The sequence below is a fragment of the Butyricimonas sp. DFI.6.44 genome (assembly GCF_022132345.1).
GTDB lineage: Bacteria > Bacteroidota > Bacteroidia > Bacteroidales > Marinifilaceae > Butyricimonas > Butyricimonas muris.
In genome coordinates this window covers 295,133-315,262 of record NZ_JAKNJD010000001.1, presented here as the reverse complement: position 1 = coordinate 315,262, position 20,130 = coordinate 295,133, and the positions used below count along the sequence as shown (strand labels likewise).

Annotated in this window: 17 protein-coding genes; 5 read left to right on the top strand and 12 right to left on the bottom strand. The window is 39.8% G+C overall.

The features are described from left to right. The first annotated feature begins 80 nt into the window (after positions 1–80). The 4 genes from L0M98_RS01470 to L0M98_RS01455 all read left to right on the top strand — a co-directional run bounded on the left by L0M98_RS01470 (position 81) and on the right by L0M98_RS01455 (position 4,091). Positions 81–641, top strand: a complete 561-nt coding sequence (locus L0M98_RS01470; protein ID WP_227214693.1) for a Crp/Fnr family transcriptional regulator — start codon at positions 81–83, stop codon at positions 639–641. Between the two features lie 82 nt (positions 642–723). Further along, the gene (locus tag L0M98_RS01465) at positions 724–1,392 is read left to right on the top strand and encodes an HAD family hydrolase (protein WP_227214692.1); all 669 of its coding nucleotides are present in this window, start codon (positions 724–726) and stop codon (positions 1,390–1,392) included. A gap of 100 nt (positions 1,393–1,492) precedes the next feature. After that, on the top strand, positions 1,493–3,328 hold the full coding sequence (locus L0M98_RS01460; protein WP_227214691.1) for a YgiQ family radical SAM protein: 1,836 nt from the start codon (positions 1,493–1,495) through the stop codon (positions 3,326–3,328). 142 nt (positions 3,329–3,470) lie between these two features. Beyond that, positions 3,471–4,091, top strand: a complete 621-nt coding sequence (locus L0M98_RS01455; protein WP_237961662.1) for a tetratricopeptide repeat protein — start codon at positions 3,471–3,473, stop codon at positions 4,089–4,091. Here L0M98_RS01455 and L0M98_RS01450 read toward each other — a convergent pair. The 7 genes from L0M98_RS01450 to L0M98_RS01420 all read right to left on the bottom strand — a co-directional run bounded on the left by L0M98_RS01450 (position 4,082) and on the right by L0M98_RS01420 (position 10,341). Then, complete coding sequence (locus tag L0M98_RS01450; RefSeq protein ID WP_186975360.1) at positions 4,082–5,227, bottom strand: hypothetical protein; 1,146 nt, start codon at positions 5,225–5,227, stop codon at positions 4,082–4,084. The genes L0M98_RS01455 and L0M98_RS01450 overlap by 10 nt on opposite strands. Before the next feature lie 112 nt (positions 5,228–5,339). Beyond that, positions 5,340–6,107 carry a hypothetical protein gene (locus tag L0M98_RS01445; protein WP_186975359.1) on the bottom strand — a complete coding sequence of 256 codons (768 nt, stop codon included), beginning with the start codon at positions 6,105–6,107 and terminating at the stop codon, positions 5,340–5,342. A gap of 112 nt (positions 6,108–6,219) precedes the next feature. Then, positions 6,220–6,693, bottom strand: a complete 474-nt coding sequence (locus tag L0M98_RS01440; RefSeq protein ID WP_227214689.1) for a GAF domain-containing protein — start codon at positions 6,691–6,693, stop codon at positions 6,220–6,222. A gap of 89 nt (positions 6,694–6,782) precedes the next feature. Continuing rightward, the gene (locus L0M98_RS01435; RefSeq protein WP_099292429.1) at positions 6,783–8,234 is read right to left on the bottom strand and encodes an aminoacyl-histidine dipeptidase; all 1,452 of its coding nucleotides are present in this window, start codon (positions 8,232–8,234) and stop codon (positions 6,783–6,785) included. Between the two features lie 135 nt (positions 8,235–8,369). Then, positions 8,370–8,786, bottom strand: coding sequence for a MarR family winged helix-turn-helix transcriptional regulator (locus tag L0M98_RS01430; protein ID WP_227214688.1), 417 nt, complete (start codon positions 8,784–8,786; stop codon positions 8,370–8,372). Between the two features lie 83 nt (positions 8,787–8,869). Then, positions 8,870–9,199, bottom strand: coding sequence for a DUF1904 family protein (locus L0M98_RS01425; RefSeq protein WP_227214687.1), 330 nt, complete (start codon positions 9,197–9,199; stop codon positions 8,870–8,872). 122 nt (positions 9,200–9,321) lie between these two features. Further along, on the bottom strand, positions 9,322–10,341 hold the full coding sequence (locus tag L0M98_RS01420) for a DHH family phosphoesterase (RefSeq protein WP_099292426.1): 1,020 nt from the start codon (positions 10,339–10,341) through the stop codon (positions 9,322–9,324). 436 nt (positions 10,342–10,777) lie between these two features. Here L0M98_RS01420 and L0M98_RS01415 point away from each other — a divergent pair, with 436 nt between their 5' ends. Next, positions 10,778–11,323, top strand: a complete 546-nt coding sequence (locus tag L0M98_RS01415; protein ID WP_186975357.1) for an RNA polymerase sigma factor — start codon at positions 10,778–10,780, stop codon at positions 11,321–11,323. Positions 11,324–11,446: 123 nt separating this feature from the next. Here the strand turns inward: L0M98_RS01415 and L0M98_RS01410 are convergent, their stop codons facing one another. Genes L0M98_RS01410 through L0M98_RS01390 form a run of 5 tightly spaced genes read right to left on the bottom strand, consistent with a single transcriptional unit; the run spans position 11,447 to position 20,120 of the window. After that, a complete protein-coding gene (locus tag L0M98_RS01410; RefSeq protein WP_227214686.1) occupies positions 11,447–12,907 on the bottom strand; it encodes a thioredoxin family protein in 1,461 nt (486 codons plus the stop codon). 12 nt (positions 12,908–12,919) lie between these two features. Next, complete coding sequence (locus L0M98_RS01405) at positions 12,920–13,879, bottom strand: FISUMP domain-containing protein (RefSeq protein ID WP_227214685.1); 960 nt, start codon at positions 13,877–13,879, stop codon at positions 12,920–12,922. A 12-nt stretch (positions 13,880–13,891) separates the two neighbouring features. After that, on the bottom strand, positions 13,892–14,923 hold the full coding sequence (locus L0M98_RS01400; protein WP_227214684.1) for a hypothetical protein: 1,032 nt from the start codon (positions 14,921–14,923) through the stop codon (positions 13,892–13,894). Positions 14,924–14,951: 28 nt separating this feature from the next. After that, positions 14,952–16,514, bottom strand: a complete 1,563-nt coding sequence (locus L0M98_RS01395; RefSeq protein WP_227214683.1) for a RagB/SusD family nutrient uptake outer membrane protein — start codon at positions 16,512–16,514, stop codon at positions 14,952–14,954. 12 nt (positions 16,515–16,526) lie between these two features. After that, complete coding sequence (locus tag L0M98_RS01390) at positions 16,527–20,120, bottom strand: SusC/RagA family TonB-linked outer membrane protein (protein WP_227214682.1); 3,594 nt, start codon at positions 20,118–20,120, stop codon at positions 16,527–16,529. Positions 20,121–20,130 lie beyond the last annotated feature (10 nt).

Here is a 20,130-nt window from a genome sequence, read left to right as displayed (position 1 = left end):
ATTTTCAATTTCTAATTCTGTATTTTAATTGACTTTCCGTATCTTTGTTAAATTCACCAGCTAATTTAAAGCTAACCGACATGAAGAATATAATAGAATCCATTATAAAAAAGTATCCTGTATCCCATGAAACGATAGAGGCATTGACTTCCCGTTTTGAAAAACACTTATTTCCCCGTAAATCCCATATAATAAAGGCAGACAAGTCTGACCGGAAAGTGTTTTTTATTGAATCGGGGCTCACGAGGTCTTATATCCTGTCTGACGGTAAAGAAATAACCACGTGGTTTTCCAAAGAGGGGGACTGGACTTACGGATCGTTGGACTTTCTAAAGAACAAGGTTGGTTTCGAGTATGTGCAGACTCTTGAAGAAACAGTAGCATATTCCATTCCGATAGATACACTTAATGAGTTGTTCCGAACCAATGTCGAATTAGCTAATTGGGCTCGCGTTTCTCATCAAGATGCATTTCTGCTATTACAAGATTTGCGTATCGAAAGGCTTACACTATCCGCTAAAGAACGGTATGAAAAACTACTTCGGGATCTTCCCGGCTTGTGCAACAGGGTTAATTTAGGTTATATCTCCTCCTATCTCGGTATTACATTACCTACTCTAAGTAGAATACGAGGAGAATAAAGGTACGATTTTAATCTATCACAAATTTTTTCCGGTTTCTCGTTCCTATTTTTGTTTTTACAAACTATAAAAAGTAACGAGTATGAAAGAAATAAAAAAATTTGCTGACACGTGTAATATTGTTATCTTTGATTTCGGTGGTGTCATTATGGATGTCGATGTTAATAAAACAGTTAAATCTTTTGAAGAACTCAATATCGACGGACTCGCTTATAATGACATTATAGCCGAAAACGGGTCGTTTTTCCGTGATCTCGAACTCGGGTTAATAACTCCTGCCGAATTCATTGATGAATTTCACGTGAATTTTCCGGCATCAAAAAACGTATCGGACGAGGATATTTGGAAGGCTTGGAACAATATGCTTCAGCCTTACAATAAAGAAAGAATAGAGCTGATTAAAACAATAAGAAAGCGTTATACAACCTGTATTTTCAGTAATACCAACTATCCTCACCGGAAAACATATAAAGCCATGTTCCGGGAGCAATTCGGGTATGATTTTGAAGACCTGTTCGACAAATACTTCTATTCAGATGAATTACATTTACGGAAACCCGATCCAAAAGCATACGAGCGGATCACGAAAGAACTTGCAATAGCCCCTCGCGAAATATTATTCATTGATGATAATCAAGCCAATATAGAACAAGCCAAGGCAAACGGATGGCAGGCTCATCTCTTGAAGAAGGGAGAAACGATTTCGGATATTTTTTATTTTGACAACCAAGAAGAAACAAACGAAATATAATTATTACAGAGACTTTCCGTATCTTTGCAACGAATTTCAAGCAAATGACTAAAGTTCGTGAAGAAATAACTTTATGAACTTTACAAACTTTATGAACCTTATGAACTACAACATACAGCAATGGTTACCGACAACCAAAAAAGAAGTTGAACAGCGGGGTTGGAATAGTATCGATGTAATTCTCTTTTCCGGAGATGCTTACGTGGATCATCCCTCTTTTGGGGCAGCAGTTATCGGACGCCTGTTGGAATCATTGGGTTTGAAAGTGGCTATCGTCCCCCAACCCAACTGGCAAGACGATTTACGGGATTTCAAGAAATTAGGGAAACCCAATTTGTTTTTCGGTATTAGTCCGGGATGCATGGATTCCATGGTCAATCATTACACGGCAGCCAAGCGTCGCCGTTCGGATGACGCCTACACGCCCGGTAATCGTAGCGGGGCACGTCCCGATATGCCCACCATCGTTTATACCCGTATATTAAAAGAGTTATTCCCGGATACTCCCGTCATTATCGGGGGAATTGAAGCATCATTGCGTCGCTTCACGCATTACGATTATTGGAAAGATACACTTAAACCCTCTATCCTTTTTGAAAGTCAGGCAGATATGCTCGTGTATGGCATGGGAGAAAAACCGCTTACCGAGCTTTGTCAAATGTTACGGAGAGGGATTCCTTTCCACAGTCTGACAAATATCCCACAAACCTGCGTGCTACGGGATAAGGAAGAAAAATACGCCACGAATAAAAGATGGCAAACCATTACTTTAGCGTCACACGAGGAATGCTTGACGGATAAAAAGAAATACGCCACGAATTTCCGGTATATCGAAGAAGAATCCAATAGTATTCACGCCGCCAAATTGATACAACCGATTGAGGACAAACTTATCATCGTGAACCCGCCCTATCCTCCCATGACCACGGACGAGATAGATGCCGTTTACGATCTCCCGTTCACCCGATTGCCTCACCCGAAATACAAGGACAAGGAAATACCGGCATACAACATGATCCGACATTCCATCACCCTGCATCGCGGATGTTTCGGGGGATGTGCCTTTTGCACGATCTCGGCTCATCAGGGAAAATTTATTGCTTCCCGTTCCGAACAATCCGTCTTGCGTGAAGTACAGCACGTGTGCGAGATGCCGGATTTCAAGGGAACCATATCCGACTTGGGGGGACCCTCTGCCAATATGTACGCGATGCGAGGCAAAGACTTGAACATTTGCGGACTGTGCAAACGTCCCTCCTGTCTGCACCCTACCGTGTGTAAAAATCTGAATACCGACCATTCGCACCTGTTACAGTTATATAATAAGGTGCGGCAAGAACCGCGAGTGAAACACTGTTTTATAGGTTCGGGCATCCGCTATGATCTGGTTATGCACCGCACGGGTAACAGAGAAGTAGACTCGACAAACCGGGAATACCTCGAAACGGTCATTAAACACCATGTTTCCGGGCGCTTTAAAGTCGCACCGGAACATAGTTCTGACAACGTGCTGCATCTGATGCGCAAGCCCTCGTTCAAATTATTTCATGAATTGACAGCCCGCTTCAACGCGATCAATAAAAAAGAGCATTTAAAGCAACAAATCATACCTTATTTTATATCTTCTCACCCGGGATGTAATCTCGTGGATATGGCAGAATTGGCCATCCAGACAAAAGAACTGGATTTCCGTTTGGAACAGGTGCAGGATTTTACACCCACGCCCATGACATTAGCCACGGATATGTATTATTCCGGACTTCACCCCTACTCCTCGCGTAAGATTCAGTCTGCCAAGACAGAAACAGAGAAAAAACGTCAGAATATCTTCTTCTTCTGGTATAAAAGGGAATTCAAGGATGAAATTATCGGTATCTTGACGAAACTGAAAAGAAATGATATCGTAAAACGGTTATATTCAAATAAAAATAGATAATTATTTATTATTTCACGATTAATCATTAACTTTGAATCACGTAATTATAAAAACAAATATGCGCCACTATATCTGGATAATGTTATTTTTCATACTCACCTCGTGCTCACATCATCAAGCGGTGAAGAGTAACCGACGGGGTATGGATTACATTACCCGGGAACAACCCGGAAAGGCCTTACAGGAATTCAATAACGCCATCGCATTGGATCCGAATCTCTTTTCGGCTTATTATAACCGGGCTATTGCATTGGCAAACCTGAAACAACCCAAAGAAGCGCTGAAAGACATGAATTACGTGATTGCCAACGTACCCAATCATGCCATGGCATATTACAACCGGGGAATTATTCACGAGAATTTGGGTGAACCCACTTTAGCGATACAAGATTACAGCCATGCCATTAATCTGCAACCCGATTTACTGGAAGCCTATCATTACCGGGGAATCGTGCGTTACGGGATGAAGGATTTGGACGGCGCATTGGCAGATTACGAGAAAGCGATCTCGTTAGGTTTAAAATCCAGTGCCGTATTCTTTAACCGGGGTGTCATCTTCCACCAAAAAGGACAATTAAGCAACGCTATTGAAAGTTACTCCCGTTCCATACAAATAGACCCCTCGAACGCAAAAGCCTATTACAACCGGGCTATATCCAAGCTGGTCGTTGATAATTACAAAGAAGCCCTCGAAGATCTCGAAATCTCGAAACGCCTCGGGTATCCTAAGGCGGCAGAAGTAATATCCCAATATTACCACTGATCGTATCGTTTCATCAGTAATTCACTAAATGCTTTGTTAGCGTGTTTACACAGCTTGTCCCGATCAAGGTCCCAGCACATATGAAATTCAGCATACCAAGACTTTTTCTTTTCTTGGAGTACTTCTATCCACATATCAGCGAATTCTTCTTCTGTAATATCGGCTATTTCTACAACCTCTTCATTCTCTTTGAAAGATTTAAAAAAATTGTCTGCCCATAATAGTATGAAATATTGTATGATCCCTCTCCTTTTCCCGCGTGTTTGGCGCAAATACAAATAGAGTATCTTCCCTATCCTGTCAAACACCGGTTCGTATTCAATATATTGTAAAGAAAACAAAAGCATCACTTGGACGCCCCTCGTCAAAGGCTCGTCCCATTTTTCCTTTTGCAGATAATCCGGGACATTGCAATATTGCATACAGTCCATCACACCCAACTCGGTCATTTCCAGTCTTTGATATCCATATCTGATACACCATTCTATCGTGTCTTCTTGTTCCGAATTCGAGAGTAAATATCGCAAGCATAGTAATTTCCCGTGACCACTTAACGGTTCTATCAGTTTGATAAGAGTAACCTCCCATTCAGGTGTCATATTAAACAGTGCTATCCCGACATAGAATGTGAATTCTTCATGCTGGCTGAGCGTGGTCAATAAATTCAAATCTTTCTTATTACGAAGCATACCCACAAAAAGAATACCCAGCTTCACCACTTCCCGGTCCGGTGCTTTTCGAACCATCCAGTAAATTAATTCTATAGCATTATATTCAATCCTTATCTTTCTATCAGACAATTTTTCAAAAAACTCATCCATGTACCCTATGATGTGATGATCTTTCACCATATTATAGAACTCGACCTTATCCTCAAGACGCGCATGTTTTGAATAATTATCGAATAAATAAATCAACCGGTCAATAAACTTTGAGTTTATCTTAGGGTCCTCTCTATCTATCAACGAGTAATCATTATACCCCGGGGTATAATCCTTCCAATGTAGGTTATTCTCGCTAACATCCGGTAAATATCTATCCTTCTCATTCTTGTCTTTCAAATGGGCTTTTACATGCTCGAAAATAGGCGGTCGTCCCTCCCATGGTAACTTACCGCTAAAAGAATCTGTTTTCATATCATTGAATTTTAAAATTCCTCACCAATTTGTTCAAAATTACAAAAAAAACGGCATAAAAAAAAGAAGGCTAAGTAAATCTTAGCCCTCTTCCTCTTTAGCAAGACTATCTTTAACTTTGAGGAGTTGTCAATTTTGTCATGGCGTCCTTTACTTCCTTTAGAACCTCAGGAGCTTCCACGTTCTTCGGGTCAGCACTCATGGCTTCAATCAAAAAACCTTGGGCTTTTTTAAACTCTGCCATTGCTTTTGCTTTTCCTGCTTCGTATTTATCATTTTCCTTGTTAGCGAAAGGAGTCGCTTCTTGAAGAATAGCGGCACCGTTATTAAAATACAAAGTACCTAAACTAACCAATCCTTGAGCTTTAAAACCTTTGTCACTCATGTTGGCTATTTTCTGGTAATTCTCGGCAGCCTTGGCAATATTATTCGCCTTTTGGAATTTCTGCCCTTCTTTCAAGAAATACACGGCATATGTTCTCATCAAAGCGGAATTCTGTCCCGGAGTCGCCTTGATACCTTCTTCCAGTGTTTTAATCATCTGGTCTGTTTTCTTCAAGTTCTTCTCGGCATCTGCTTTGCCGGCATAGGAATCTTTTAATTTGTATTTATTCGCGATAGACATCGTGAAATACTTCTCGGCAGCCACGTAATCTTTCAGTTTATTAGCACAAACAGCCACGTTGTAAACACTGGCGTCATCTTTAAAATCTATTGCTTTTAAATAATTCTCCCAATTGGTAAATGCTTCCTTGTAATTTTTTGCTTTCCATGCGGCATTTCCCGCATTCTTTAATTTACCTGCTTCTTCTTCCGTCGTTTGTGCTGCAAGTGTTCCCACAAAAAAGCTTACTAGAACAAATAAAAGTAATTTTTTCATAATCCTCTGAGTTTTGTATTTTACGTGATAAATTTCATTATTCATGCCCCTAAGATAACACACTCTTAAGAAAAATCAAAAGCCTCTTAACTTATTTTTCACATTTATGAGTTCATTTTACGCTATCTGACTGATAAAGAAGTGACAAAATTTTCTTCAACCCAATCTCGTCTTCCTTGTCAAATGCCGATAAATGATCGCTATCCACGTCTAAACAACCGAAAATAACCCCTTTTTGATCTCTTAGCGGGATTACAATTTCACTTTTTGAAGCCGCATTACACGCGATATGTCTGGGAAACTCTTCCACATTATCCACGATAACGGTTTCTCCCGAATTAATAGCCGCCCAACAAACACCCCCGTTACGCAATTTCTGACAAGCCACGGGACCTTGGTATGAACGCACGATTAATTCTCCGTCTATCAACACGTACACTCCCGTCCAAAAAAAAGATTGCATCTTGTGATGCAACACCGCCTCCATGGTCGCCAGTCGAGCCCAGACATCTTCCGTCGACTGAATGTACTGCTTGATTTGTTCGTACAAACGATCGTATTTGGCTAGTTTCTTAGATTGATCCATATATTAATTTCTGATTTGCGAATTACGATTTATGATTCCGGAGAGCTACATCGCAAATCTGAAATCATAAATCGTAAATTAGAGCGTTATTAAAGTTTTTCCAAAATATCAACCAAATGCTGCCACCACATTTCCACAGTCTTGATATTTATCTTTTCGTCCGGCGAGTGTACGCCCCGTAAAGTCGGTCCGAAAGAAACCATATCCATGTTCGGGTATTTTTCGAGGAACAAACCACACTCCAACCCAGCATGGATAGAACGCACGATAGGTGCTTTGCCGAACAAACGTTTGTATGACTCCACTGCCACTTTTACCACGGGAGAATCCGGATTTGGAGCCCAACCGGGATAACCTTCTCCATGTTCTACCTTGGCTCCTGCCAGCGTGAATACGGACTCAACCATATTCGCGATATTGAATTTCTCCGAATTTACATCACTGCGCTGGGAAGTCGTGATTAAAATGTTGTTCGGTTCATTAAACCGGACTGCTGCCAGATTCGTGGATGTTTCCACCAATCCCGGCATACGATAACTCATGGAGAAAACCCCGTGCGGACATGCATACAATGAATTAAGCAATGCGTTAGTGCTTTTTGCAGTCAACACTTCCGCGGGAACATCATCAGATTCCAATGCCAACTGTAAACCCGGTTCGGTAATCTTCCACACGTTTTCCATTTCCGCCGCGTAAACATTAAAATCCGCTCTCACGTTTTCACGATATTGATCTTCAAAGGTGATCACGGCAGAAGCCTCGCGAGCGATAGCATTACGCAAATTCCCTCCCTCGAGAACAGAAACCCGTACTCCATACTTCCGGTTCAGATCCCACACGAACCGATTCAGTATTTTAATGGCATTTCCTCTACCTTTATTTATATCGTCACCGGAGTGACCTCCTTGTAATCCTTTTACCTGTATTTTCACGGCGAAAGAATTTGCCGGAGTCTTTTCCGTTTCATATCCCATATTAATAACGGTATCGATACCTCCCGCGCAACCGATGAACATCTCTCCTTCATCTTCCGAATCAAGATTTAAAAGGATATTACCACTCAGGAAACCCGGTTGTAAAGCAAATGCACCTGTCAATCCGGTTTCCTCATCCACGGTAAACAAACATTCGATAGGACCATGAGCAATATCCGTAGAGGTCAACACGGCCATTTGCGCCGCCATGCCGATTCCGTCGTCCGCACCCAAAGTAGTTCCTTTAGCGCGTACCCACTCCCCATCCACGTAAGGTAATATAGGATCTTTGTCGAAATCATGTATCGTATCGGAATTTTTCTCGCATACCATATCCATATGTGCTTGCAATATCACGGTCGGGGCATTCTCCCGTCCTTTTGTTGCCGGCTTCTTGATCAACACGTTTCCGGCATCATCTCTTTTTGCCTCTAAACCATGCTTGCTTGCCCAATCCAACATGTAAGCAATAATCTTTTCTTCTTTTTTAGAAGGGCGGGGAACTTGACAAATTTCTTCAAAATATCCCCAAACAGCTTCTGGTTTTAATCCTTGAAAAACACCCATAGTGATTTTAAATTTATGATTTTAGATTTATGATTTTTGTTCGCCTTCGGCGAGTTACAAGTTACATTTGCCTTCTGCAAGTTGGTTACTCGCATTTCATTTTCAATTTTCAATTCTCCATTTTCAATTGTTTCATTATATATTCAGTTTCTTCAACACCCAAATGGCAGACTTCAACTCTTGCGAAGACAGGGTGAAACTCATGTCCGTGTGCACCTGCTCTTCTATCTGCTCCAACGCGTGACGGGAATCAATTCCTTTTTCCGTCAGAACGACAAAATTATTCCGCTTGTCCTCTTTGCACATTTTTCGTTGAACGTATCCTCTTTTCTGTAAGGTGTTCAACAATTTAGTGACATTATATTTGTCCTTTTGAAGTTGTTTGGAAATGGTTTGTTGGTTCACGTTATCTTTTGCCCACAACACTTGCAAAAGCTCGTATTGCTCCCGGCTGATATCATAACCGGCATTTTGAAAACTACGATTCAGCATTTTCGTGTAACCTCTTTCCGCCTTGCTCAAAAGGGCTACCAGTTCACTTAGTTCGGTCATAGTCGTTGCATTTTATACTATGCACAAACTTAATTATTTTTTCCGAAAATAAATACTTCAAGCAAGATTATTTCTCTCGAAAATTACTTGATAACCTCCCCGTTCTCGTAATATCGCTCCGGTGACAAGAAAGAAAAATAGACATCACTCTCCGGATATCCGGCTTCTTGTAAACTCTGGTACACGATCTTAGCTAAAGCGTCCTGTTGTTCTTTCGGGCGTTCGAAATACTCGATCTTCACGAACGGATACGCCTGCAAATGCTCATCCCCGGACACAAAAGAGGAATGCACCACCTCCAATACAACCGTTTCCCGGGGACATCCCAAGGTACTTACAATCTCGGAAATCAACCGCTCGCCTACCCGATCCAATTTCTCTTTTTCTATGGCATGAAATCTCAAAAAAGGCATAACTATTAATTGAAAATGCAGAATTGAAAATTGAAAATGATCCTCTATCCTGCAAGATTAAACATTTTAACTTCAATGGAATATTTTCATTATATCTCCCGTAAAGAAATAATTCTCCACTTTCAATTTTCAATTTTCAATTGTTTGAAAAACCATTCAGATGTTTCCCGTACTTTCTGTACTACATCGTTTAACGGTAACGGCATTTGTCCCCCCGCAGCATTCAAGTGTCCTCCCCCGTTAAAATATTCCTTCGCCCACAAATTCACGGGTATATTTCCTTTTGAACGGAATGATAATTTCACTTTATCCTTACGTTCCGTGATCTGCACGGAAACCAATATCTCTTCTATTGACAGCGGGATATTCACCAGACCTTCCAAATCCCCGTCCTTGTAATTATAGACATCCAATTCCTGCAAAGTAATCGGAATAACGGCAACCGGAAAATGTTCATCTATCGTGAGTTTATTCAAAAGACAATTTCCCGTCAATCTCAATCGAGAGAGCGTGTTACGCTGGTAAAGTTGCTCATGCACGTAATCCTTGTCCAGCCCCAAGGCTAATAAATCGGCAATCACCCGGTAGGTTTCCGGATGAGAAGAATTATGACTCAAACCGCCCGTATCCGTTGAAATCCCGGCATATATGGCATTGGCTATATCCGTATCAATGATCTCTTTTCCCCATATCCCGGAAATCACGTTGTACAACAATTCGCACGTGGAAGAAACACTGGTATCGGAAATCCGATAAGTCACCTCGTCCGGATCGGGATGATGATCTATCATGATCGTTTCCCCCTTGAATTCCCTCACGAAAGGCTCCAAATCCCCTTCTCTCGCTATGGTATTATGATCCAGCATAAACAATACATCCGCTTTTCTCAACCACTGTTTACACTCTTTCTGTCTATTCTGGAAAGAAATGGCATCCGGTATACGTTTCAACCACTTCAAATAATCCGGTATATAATCACACGTCATCAATTGCGCGTTGATCCCGACTTTATCCAACACTTGCCACAAGGCTGAACACGAGCCCGCCGCATCCCCGTCAGGTGAAATATGAGGTATAATAACAACATTCAAATTTTTGACTGCCAGTCTTTCTTTTATCTTCTCGATGATTTCTTCGTACATTCTATCTAATTTTCGAATTCTCGCAAAAATAGGAAAAAACTACATTTATAACGTGTAATCTCAAAGATAAAAATACAAACACTGATTATTCTACAACTGAATTATCCCTAAATCAAGTGAATGACAATTCCAAACATGGAATTTTGAGGATTAAATAGTCCATTTGAATTTAAATAAACCAACGTTTTATTATATTACAAATATAAGCTATTTATTGGGAATCTCGAAGATTTTTTTCATCTGTTTAAATTTTTCATTTTCAACATGAAAAGAAAAAAAATGAATCTTTAAAAGGACATATTCAGAATCCTAAATTTTGAATATTATCAAACGTTCCTTTTATGATTACATAAAACGACAATTAAATATCTAGTATACAACAAATAATACATTTACCTAAAGAATCTATTAACCATATGTGAACGTCACTATTATTATGCAAGATAATTTGATAATAAATCTTTTAGGAAAAGATCAAGAAAAATCTTTCCGTTACCTGTATGAAAAATATGTTGTTCAATTGCGTTATTTTGCCGCTAAATACATTGACGATAAAATGGCTGTTGCAGATATCGTACAAGACGCATTTGTTCGGCTATGGGAAAAAAAATCTCAATTCCAAGATGAGAATACTATCAAAGCATTTTTGTATAGGGTAGTTCAAAATGCTTGTATTGACCTCATTCGTCATCACGAGGCAGCCCAAAATTACACGAAACACGTCATAGCAGAAAATGAAGAAGATTCCTTTCTGGACAATATACTTGAAACAGAAATATTTCAAGCTTTGCGAACTGTATTCAACGAACTTCCCCCCGCTTGCAAGGAAGTTTATCTATTAAGCCTCAACGGCAAATCCCATGAACAGATCTCCCAACTGTTAGATATCTCGATAAACACCATAAAGAAGCACAAGAACAATGCCAATCATTATATGCGTGAAAGATTAAAACACATATTATCCATATTACTATATATTTGAATTTCGCTAATAAGCCAATCAAGATACATTACAATATTAATTTAATAAAAAATTCTCCTCAAGATTCAGCAAGAATACATGAGGAGAATGAATTAAAACACAACACATTCAGGCACCACTTAATCACTCGCTCTGCTTCAAACCTTGTTTCACTTTTTCCACGAAAACATCCGGAGATTGAGCTCCCACGATTTGAGAAAGCACCTCTCCTTCCGCATTCAATAAAAACATTGTCGGAAACGCTTTAACTCCATATCTCTTGCCCAACTCTCTCCCTTCCTCTGTTTCCATATCAATTTTCACGTTCACGAAACGTGCATTCATGAAATCCCCAACAGTCTTAAGCGGGAAAACTTGATTACTCATTTTCTTGCAAGGACCACACCAAGTCGTGTAACAATCCAAGAACACAAGCTTATTCTCCTGCTTTGCCTTTTTCAGTACTTCAGCAAAAGACAAATTCTCGAACTTCATTCCCTCCTTGTTCACGAGTTTATTCAAAGCTCCTTGATAATAATCTCGAGCCGTCCCCTTCATTTTGTCCATTTTTTCCTTCAAATAAGCGATAATAAGCCCCTCCTCGGCTGTGGACAAATCTGGTAAATTCACTAAACCTAAATCAACATTTACAACAAGTTGTGGATGTAAACTGCTAGATTTATGTTTTAAAATATTCAAAATTTTATTCAGGTCCCGATCCGTGTGCGCTTTGACGATATCGTACACCGTATAAACCGTGCTTGTATCCGGTAAACCATTATTTTGCATAGAGATATAAAGATCTAATAACTTCTCGCTATTGTAAATCTTCTCTCCGGTTGTATAAGGATATAATTCACCTATATACCCCTTCTCTATTAATTCATTTACTGATTTCAAACCATTCTGCTTCACGAAATCTTTCTTGTGCTCCACTACGAAAGGGAACATTTCATCATCCAAGCCACGTACTTTTTTACAGTATAAATCCCAATTCTCTGCTTTACACCATTCGGATTTCTTCAATTTCATGAAAAATTCATCTGTTACCAGTTTCGCTTTTTCCCTTTCATCCGCTACATCCAATACTTTGGCATAATCCCTTAAAAACTTCACTCCCCGTTCACCACTTTCATACCTTCTATTCATCTCCGGCAAAGTCGTTTTCGGGTTCAACGCTTGAGCCAATAACTGCTGGAATTCAGGTAATTTTACACCACCGACAATCCGGTAAAGAATTTCACCGTTACTATCCAATACCAGATAATGGGCTTGAAACTTCACGTCATATTTTTTTGCGAAAGGCTTTCCCTCTTTCGTGGTCACGTCAATAAAGAAATTCACGAAATGCTTATCCATCCAATCGGCAAACTTTTGATCACTAAACACCAATTTATTCATGGCATGGCAAGGTACTGCCCAATCGGCAAAACAATTAAAGAAGATTGGTTTTTTCTCTTCTTTAGCCCTTTTCAAAGCCTCTTCAAAAGAATAAACGTACTTCATCCTCACATCTGCTTTCACTTCATCCCCGTACATGCTTTGGGCAGAAACGCCCAAAGCAATAAATAACATACTTACAAACAATACAATCTTTTTCATCATAATTTACTTTAATTATTCTTTAATACAACGTACACTATAAGCTGCTGTCAAATCGGAAGTTCCACGCATAATTTGATCATTTTCCATGGAAAGCAACCGGATAATCCCGTGATTAATCGTATCATTCTCCACAACCTTTGAAGACGACCAGAAATAAGCCCGACTTCCCTTATTAATGAAATTTGTTCCATACATAAAAGTACCGAAAACCCGAGCCCCACTAAATAAAGCATCAAAACCGCATCCATCTTTTCCGGCTTTCAACAAGCGTCCCTCTTCTCCACCTCTCCAAACATCCAATTTATCAAGTTCCGAAAGCGACATTCCTAAATTCTCTTCTAACTTTTTCCAATCCTCATCCGTGGGCAATCGCCATCCCTCGGGCACAGCTTTCACTGCCCCATCATAAGAATAAAGAAAACCGTTTACCGATGAATAATTCCCATTTTTAGCTTCCGTATCCTTTAAATTATTTTCTACAAGCTCCGCAAGAGCAAACGGCAAAAGATTATTATACATCCTTTTAATAGCCTTCACTCCATTAGGACAAGTAACTTCACACGTTCTCTCTACCATACTTATTGCTTGAGAAACAGGCATTTGATAATTCACCACATACGCCTTTAATAAATCACCTACGGAAAAATTATCATTATATCGCTCGGATAACTCTCCCCGTTCCATGGCAGCATTCATAGAATCTGTAAAAAGTTCTACACTAACCTTTGCATCATATTCCCTTACAGCTCCTTCTTTAAACGTGTAACACCCATCTATACTTCCCAATGGCAAACGATATTTCAAATTCTCTGCCATCCATGTCTGTTCGCCAATGGTCACGCATTTATACACTTTCATATCACGTGGGTCCGTGAATTCGGAAAAAGCAACCTCCGGCTTTACCACGTGATCATCATTATTACATGCATAATAAACAATCACGCTCAACAGTATTATCATTATCTTTTTCATCTTCTGTTTACTTTATAATTCAACACCCAATTCATTGACAACAATTTCATACAGAATATTATATTTCTGCATTACCAAGGGAGAGTTTCCCCATTTTTCTTCAAATTCTTCTGGTGCCCACCTTAACATTTCCGTGATATACCCGACGAGATCATCCTCTTTGTTTCTCGGTGTCCAAGTATTACTAAACCCGCAAGAAACAAATCCCCATACTCCGATCTTTTCCCGAACACACTTCCGAAAGTTTTCCAAACCTTCAGGAGTAAAATATTTAGCTGTTGCCCAATTATCATCAAAACACAAAGGTCCAAAAGAAGAATTTGTCGGATACTGATACCCCCAAGCATCGATAAACCCAAAATCATTAGGTACCACTAAGTATTCATAATAATTGGGATCCAAAGAATTAAATGTCTTATCATACCATTCCGTTTTGGAAAGACTGTAAAATTGTGTCAATAACGTCGTGTAATTCAATATTTTACTCTTCACCATTTCCTTCATCATCTCCGTGGGCAAATCACGTATCACCCCGTCACTTTTCCAATCACCTGTCATCAAAAGTGTTCGTAAATAAATTTGATACGCACCTTCATCCAAAACTTGAATATTATCATAGTTATCTTGTGCTCTAACAGATTTCACTACAAAAAAATTATACGGGTAAAGTGCTTTATTAACAAGGGCCAAATAATTCTCAATAATATTTAAAGCCTTTAATTGTTCTTCCGGTTCTACAAGGTATTCATACCGATATGCAAATTGAGAATAAGAAGAAAAATTCCATGCCAAATCCAAGGTTTCATATCGATAGATAGGATTTCCATTTATATCTTCCTTCATGAAAGATTTCTTGATCGTATCGTTAAAGTAAACCGGAACATTATACTTCTTGTAAATCTCGTATACCCGATGTTTCACGGGATCTGACGGGTCGTCTTCAATCACGTAAAAATTCTCGTACTCGATTTTCTGTGTTAAAGCACCTTCTTTCGAGCAACCGAACATAAAAATAATCAATACAATGTACAATATTGTCTTCATACTCGTGTGGTTAATTATTTTATTCATTTTATTTTTCATCACCGGCTCCACCAGCAGACCTATAGATTAAATGAGAATACCCCCTTTGCTCCCTTGGATTATCCTGCATACCGGTATCAAATTCCAACACGGACTTTGGAATAGCAAACGTGTATGCCAAATCGTTTTCTTGCAGAGAATAAACTTCCCCATGTTTAAACTCACGTCTATTATCCCAATCATAAACAGAAAACATATGTTCTATGACCTTTTTAAAAGGAGCTTTACGGCATACGGCATATCGGCGTAAATCAAACCAACGGTGCCCCTCGAAACACAACTCCTTTCTTCTTTCCTCTCTCACGGCTTCCGTTATATCTGCTGCAGAATATTCAATATCCCTGTATTCAGCTATCCTATTTCTCCTCAAACGATTCAAGTATTCGGAAGCCGTACCGGGATCATCAGACATGGCACACGCTTCTGCCATATTCAAATACCCCTCCGCTGTTCTTAACAACCAAAAATCAGAAACATTCGAGCGATAAACACCTCTTTTGTATTTTCTTCCCAACCCTATACTATCTATCTCCGAAGCATTAGAAAAATATAAATCACGTCGACAATCAGCCTCCTCGTATAAACGGTACAAATCTTTAGTCACGCAAAAATTTCCCCCTAATCCCGTGATATCATTCTGTAAACTCAAAGAGCCTTGTGAAAATAAAACTTCAACACTATTTTCAGATATTGCGACCGCTTCCGGGTCCGTGAGTGAATTAAAATTATACAAGTCACGTCTTAACTTCAAAAAATCCTCGGCGGCTACTCGTGCATTTTTCCAATCTTGCATATACAAGTACACCCGACTTAACAACAAACGTGCGGCTGCCTCAGAAGCCCGATAAAAAGAACGAGTCTGGGGACTTTGTTGAAAACACTTCACGGATACCTTCAAGTCATCCACGATCTGCGCGTAAACCTCAGCGACGGACGCTCTTTCGAATTGCGTGTTTTTATCTTTATCATGTTCCACGTAATGCGTCAACTTCAAGGGAACTCCTAAGGTGGATGCCGCAGTTTCCGGAGCATAGGCATTAGCATACACATTCACCAGTACCAGATAGAATTGGGCACGCAAAAACAAACATTCGCCTTGAAGTGTCAATGCATCCAATTTTTCTTGTGGTAAAGCCTGACTCACGTTTTTCAACTCGTTCAAGATAATATTAGTGGTATTTATGCGACTATATAACTCATCCCACAAGGCATTATCTCCGGATAAATTTTTTTGGTCATAATCTCTTCCCACCTCGTATTGCCAAGTATAATAACCGTAATAAGTAGTATTCAAATACACGTATTCGTTACTCGTGTTAGCCGTGTGCATTATCACAGTATTAACGTCATCATCTAAAATATGTAACCACCATCCGACAGTACCTCGGGCTAAATCCTTCACCTCGCTACTTGGTAAGTATCCGCTTCCTAAAATTACCTCGTTTAAATCGGACACTGTTTTGGGTATAACCAAATCTTGCGAATAATCTTCCAAAAAATCAGAACATCCGGCAAACAGCACCACGATAATACTATATATAAAATATTTCATCTTAATTTCTATTTAAAAAGTTACATTAAATTGAAATGTATACGACGGTCGAACAGACAAATTCGGTTTCGCAAATCCCGATTGCGAGGGATCTTGACCTTTCAATTCTTTCGCCGACAGGGTAAACAAGTTCATCGCGTTCAAACTCACTTGGATTGCCTCAAAAGGAGTGTACGACAAAATATCCTTACCAAACGTGTAGCGCAAAGACATCGAATTACATCTAAGATAATTACCGCTTACAACCCGAAGGTTGGATTTATCGTACATATCCCATGTGCTACGGGCAAATTTCTGAATATGCGTTGCATTATTCAGGCTACTTGAAAAATGAGCATAATAGTGCATGTAATCAGCATCCGCCGGACTCAATATAGCGGGAATATTTGTTTTCGTTTCGTCACCGGGAACTTGCCAACGATTTAAAAACTCCTTTCTAACATTAGCTTCCGCACTCACCCCGGATACAATAGGCTCGTAAAGAGCAAATAAACGCACCTTTGAACCTAACCCGTAAGCCATATTCATCGTCAACGTGAAATTCTTATAGGTGAAAGTATTAGCAAAATTTCCACTGAACTTCGGTTCTCGCTGCCCACTCTTTTCCATGATCATCAAAACGGTTTCTTCCAACGATTTATATTTCAAAAGGTGTTGACGATCAGCATAATCATCAAATACCGGAGTTCCATTTTCAGGACTCAATCCTAAAAATTTATACGAATAGAAAGAACCTATCGCCGTACCGTTAATAATTGCTGTTCCATTCAAATAATCGTCTATAGTATAAACCTCAACTGTTTCCGATTCCACCTTATTCATATTTCCGGAATATTGAGTAGAAAACAACCACTGGAAATCTTTTGTTTTTATAGGTTTCACTTGCAAAGCGATCGAATAACCGTCATTTTTTAAATCTCCGCTATTCATCGTGTAATTGGAAAGTCCATTAACTGTTGATACTCTTACCGAAGTGAAACAATCTTCTGTCTTTTTAAAATAAAGAGAACCTTCTATATTCACGCGAGATTTAAAAAATGACAAATCCAACCCGAGGTCGAAAGAGTGAGTCTCCTCCCACTTCAAATTCGGGTTCGGGTAACGGGCGATAACCGATACATTTTCATTATACATCGGGTCTATCGTTCCTTGTTTAATCGTCAAGTTCGGACTTTGATCATCCAACATATTACCCTGATAACCGTATGAAGTCCTAAATCTTGCTTCATTTACAAAATTCCAGTTTCTTAAAATATTTTCTTTTAAGTTCCAACTTCCGGAAATTGCCCAAATAGGCAAGAATTTATCATTACTTTGACTACCAAATTTATTAGAAAAATCACAACGCGCATTAGCATACAGCGTGAAATGATTACCGTAACTATAACTTAAAGTCAAATATCCAGATACTTGATGCGAGATTCCATGTTTCAGTGTTCTGTGATTTTCGTTCAACCATTTGGCATAGCGAGTATACAAGGTAAGATCAACCTCATCAATAAATTGCATTCCCCGATCTTTTACATATCCCCGGTTTTCATCACTGATACTCCGTGAAGTCGAGCCATTCATCTCGAACCCTCCGGTGGACATAATCATGTGTTGATCATCACTCCCGAACGGTTTACGAAAATCGTATTGTACACGGAATACATAACTTTCGTTTATCGTGTTGGTGGTTTTCAAGATACCACCGTAAGGCAAATAACACTCCCCGTCATCTCCCGGCATAGGAACTTCCTCGTATTCGGCATTTTTCCAACGAGCCGCGTAATGTGACTTTTCACCCCACCACTGTTCTTGCAAAGTACTACTTCGATTATAATTTCCGGCTACTGTAACATCCAACTCCCTCCACGGTGAATATTTCAAATTCAAGCGAGCACCTAGCGTGTTTCCATCATAGGAATTTGAACTATTGTCAATCTCGTTCAAAATATTATACCTAAACAGACTGGCCCACCTATTCATCCCATTGTAAGCCGATTTCTCGTAATAATACAAAGTACCATCCGGGTTATAGCAAGGCAAGGCACGTGTTGTATTGTAAGCGTAGTCCATTGCGTCAATTTCCGGCATCAAATGATTCTTCTTTTGCACGTTCCCGTCTAAAGAAAAACTAGCTTTTACTTTCTCTGAAAAAGTCATATCCATATTTATTCTCGCCGTGTATCTTTCCGTGTATGTCGTTTTAGATACTCCATCCTCGTAATTATACCCTAGGGAAGCATAGTAACGTACACTCTCGGTACCCCCCGAAACACTCAAAGTATGATCGTGAGAATAAGTATCTTGTGTCAAAATATCGAACCAGTCGGTATTCACTGTTTCATATCTCTTCACTTCATCTAAAAACTCGTCGTAATTCGTTTGTCCCGTGTAAAGACGATATGCGGCACCTTCATACCCCACCATCGGCATATTACTTGGGAACGGATAATGCAATTCCGTCAAATCCTTTCCGAACTGTACACGTTGCTGTGAATTCATCAAATTGATATTACGGTCAGAATAACGGGGACGGCGTGTGTATTTTGACGAATGATTATAAGAAACACGTGCAGGCCCTATCGCCCCTTTCTTTGTTGTTACCACAATCACACCGTTCGCCGCACGGGTACCGTAAAGAGCTGTCGCGGAAGCGTCTTTCAACACGTCAATACGCTCGATATCCTGAGGATTAATTCCGGCGATAGCATTCCCGATAATATTAATATAATCAGGATTGTTCAAATCATCATTACTCACGTCTACCGGATCATCCAAAATAAAACCGTCCAAAACCCACAGGGGTTCCCGGTTACCCAACAACGTGGAGGTTCCTCTTACGCGAATACGCGGGGTTGCCCCAACCTCTCCCGAGTTAGTCATCAACAATAACTCCGGTATTCTCCCTTCCAACGCTTGATCAATACTCGTCATACCCGGCACCAACACGTCTGCCGCGTTCACGGTAGTAATCGCACTTGTCAAATGCTTCTTGTCAATCGTTTGATAACCCGTGATTACCACTTCATCCATCTCGGCGACATCTTCCTCCATCTTAACATTGATGTTCAGTTTCTCTTTCACGGTAATATATTGAGTTTTCATACCGATAAAAGAAAACATCAATATAACCTCCCCGGTTGTCGGGACACCAAGTTTGTAATTACCATTCACATCTGAAACAGTACCGACGGTCAACCCCTTGATTAAAATCGTAACCCCGGGTAAGGGACTTCCGTTCATGTCTGAAACTTTTCCCGCAACCACTTTCGTCTGTTCCGCCTTTGTCTCTTCTCGCCGAATGACAATAGTCTGCCCGTTAATAGCATAAATCAATCCTGTACCCTTCAAACAATCGGTGAGAACCGCATCAATCGTCGCATCCTTGTACGAAACATCCCTCTGCTTGAAAGCGGACAAATAGGAATCGCTATAAACGAAATCATACGCCGAAATTCGTTTAATCTCGTTGATGACCTCTTTTAAAGTAGCATTTTTCAGACTAAAGGTCATTTTTACCTCCTGACAATAAGCTCGTTGACTTAATTGAGTCGTGAAAACAAGGAAAAGCAGAAATAAAAACCACCTTTTCCTCACAACATTAAAATTTTTCTTCATAGATTTGTAT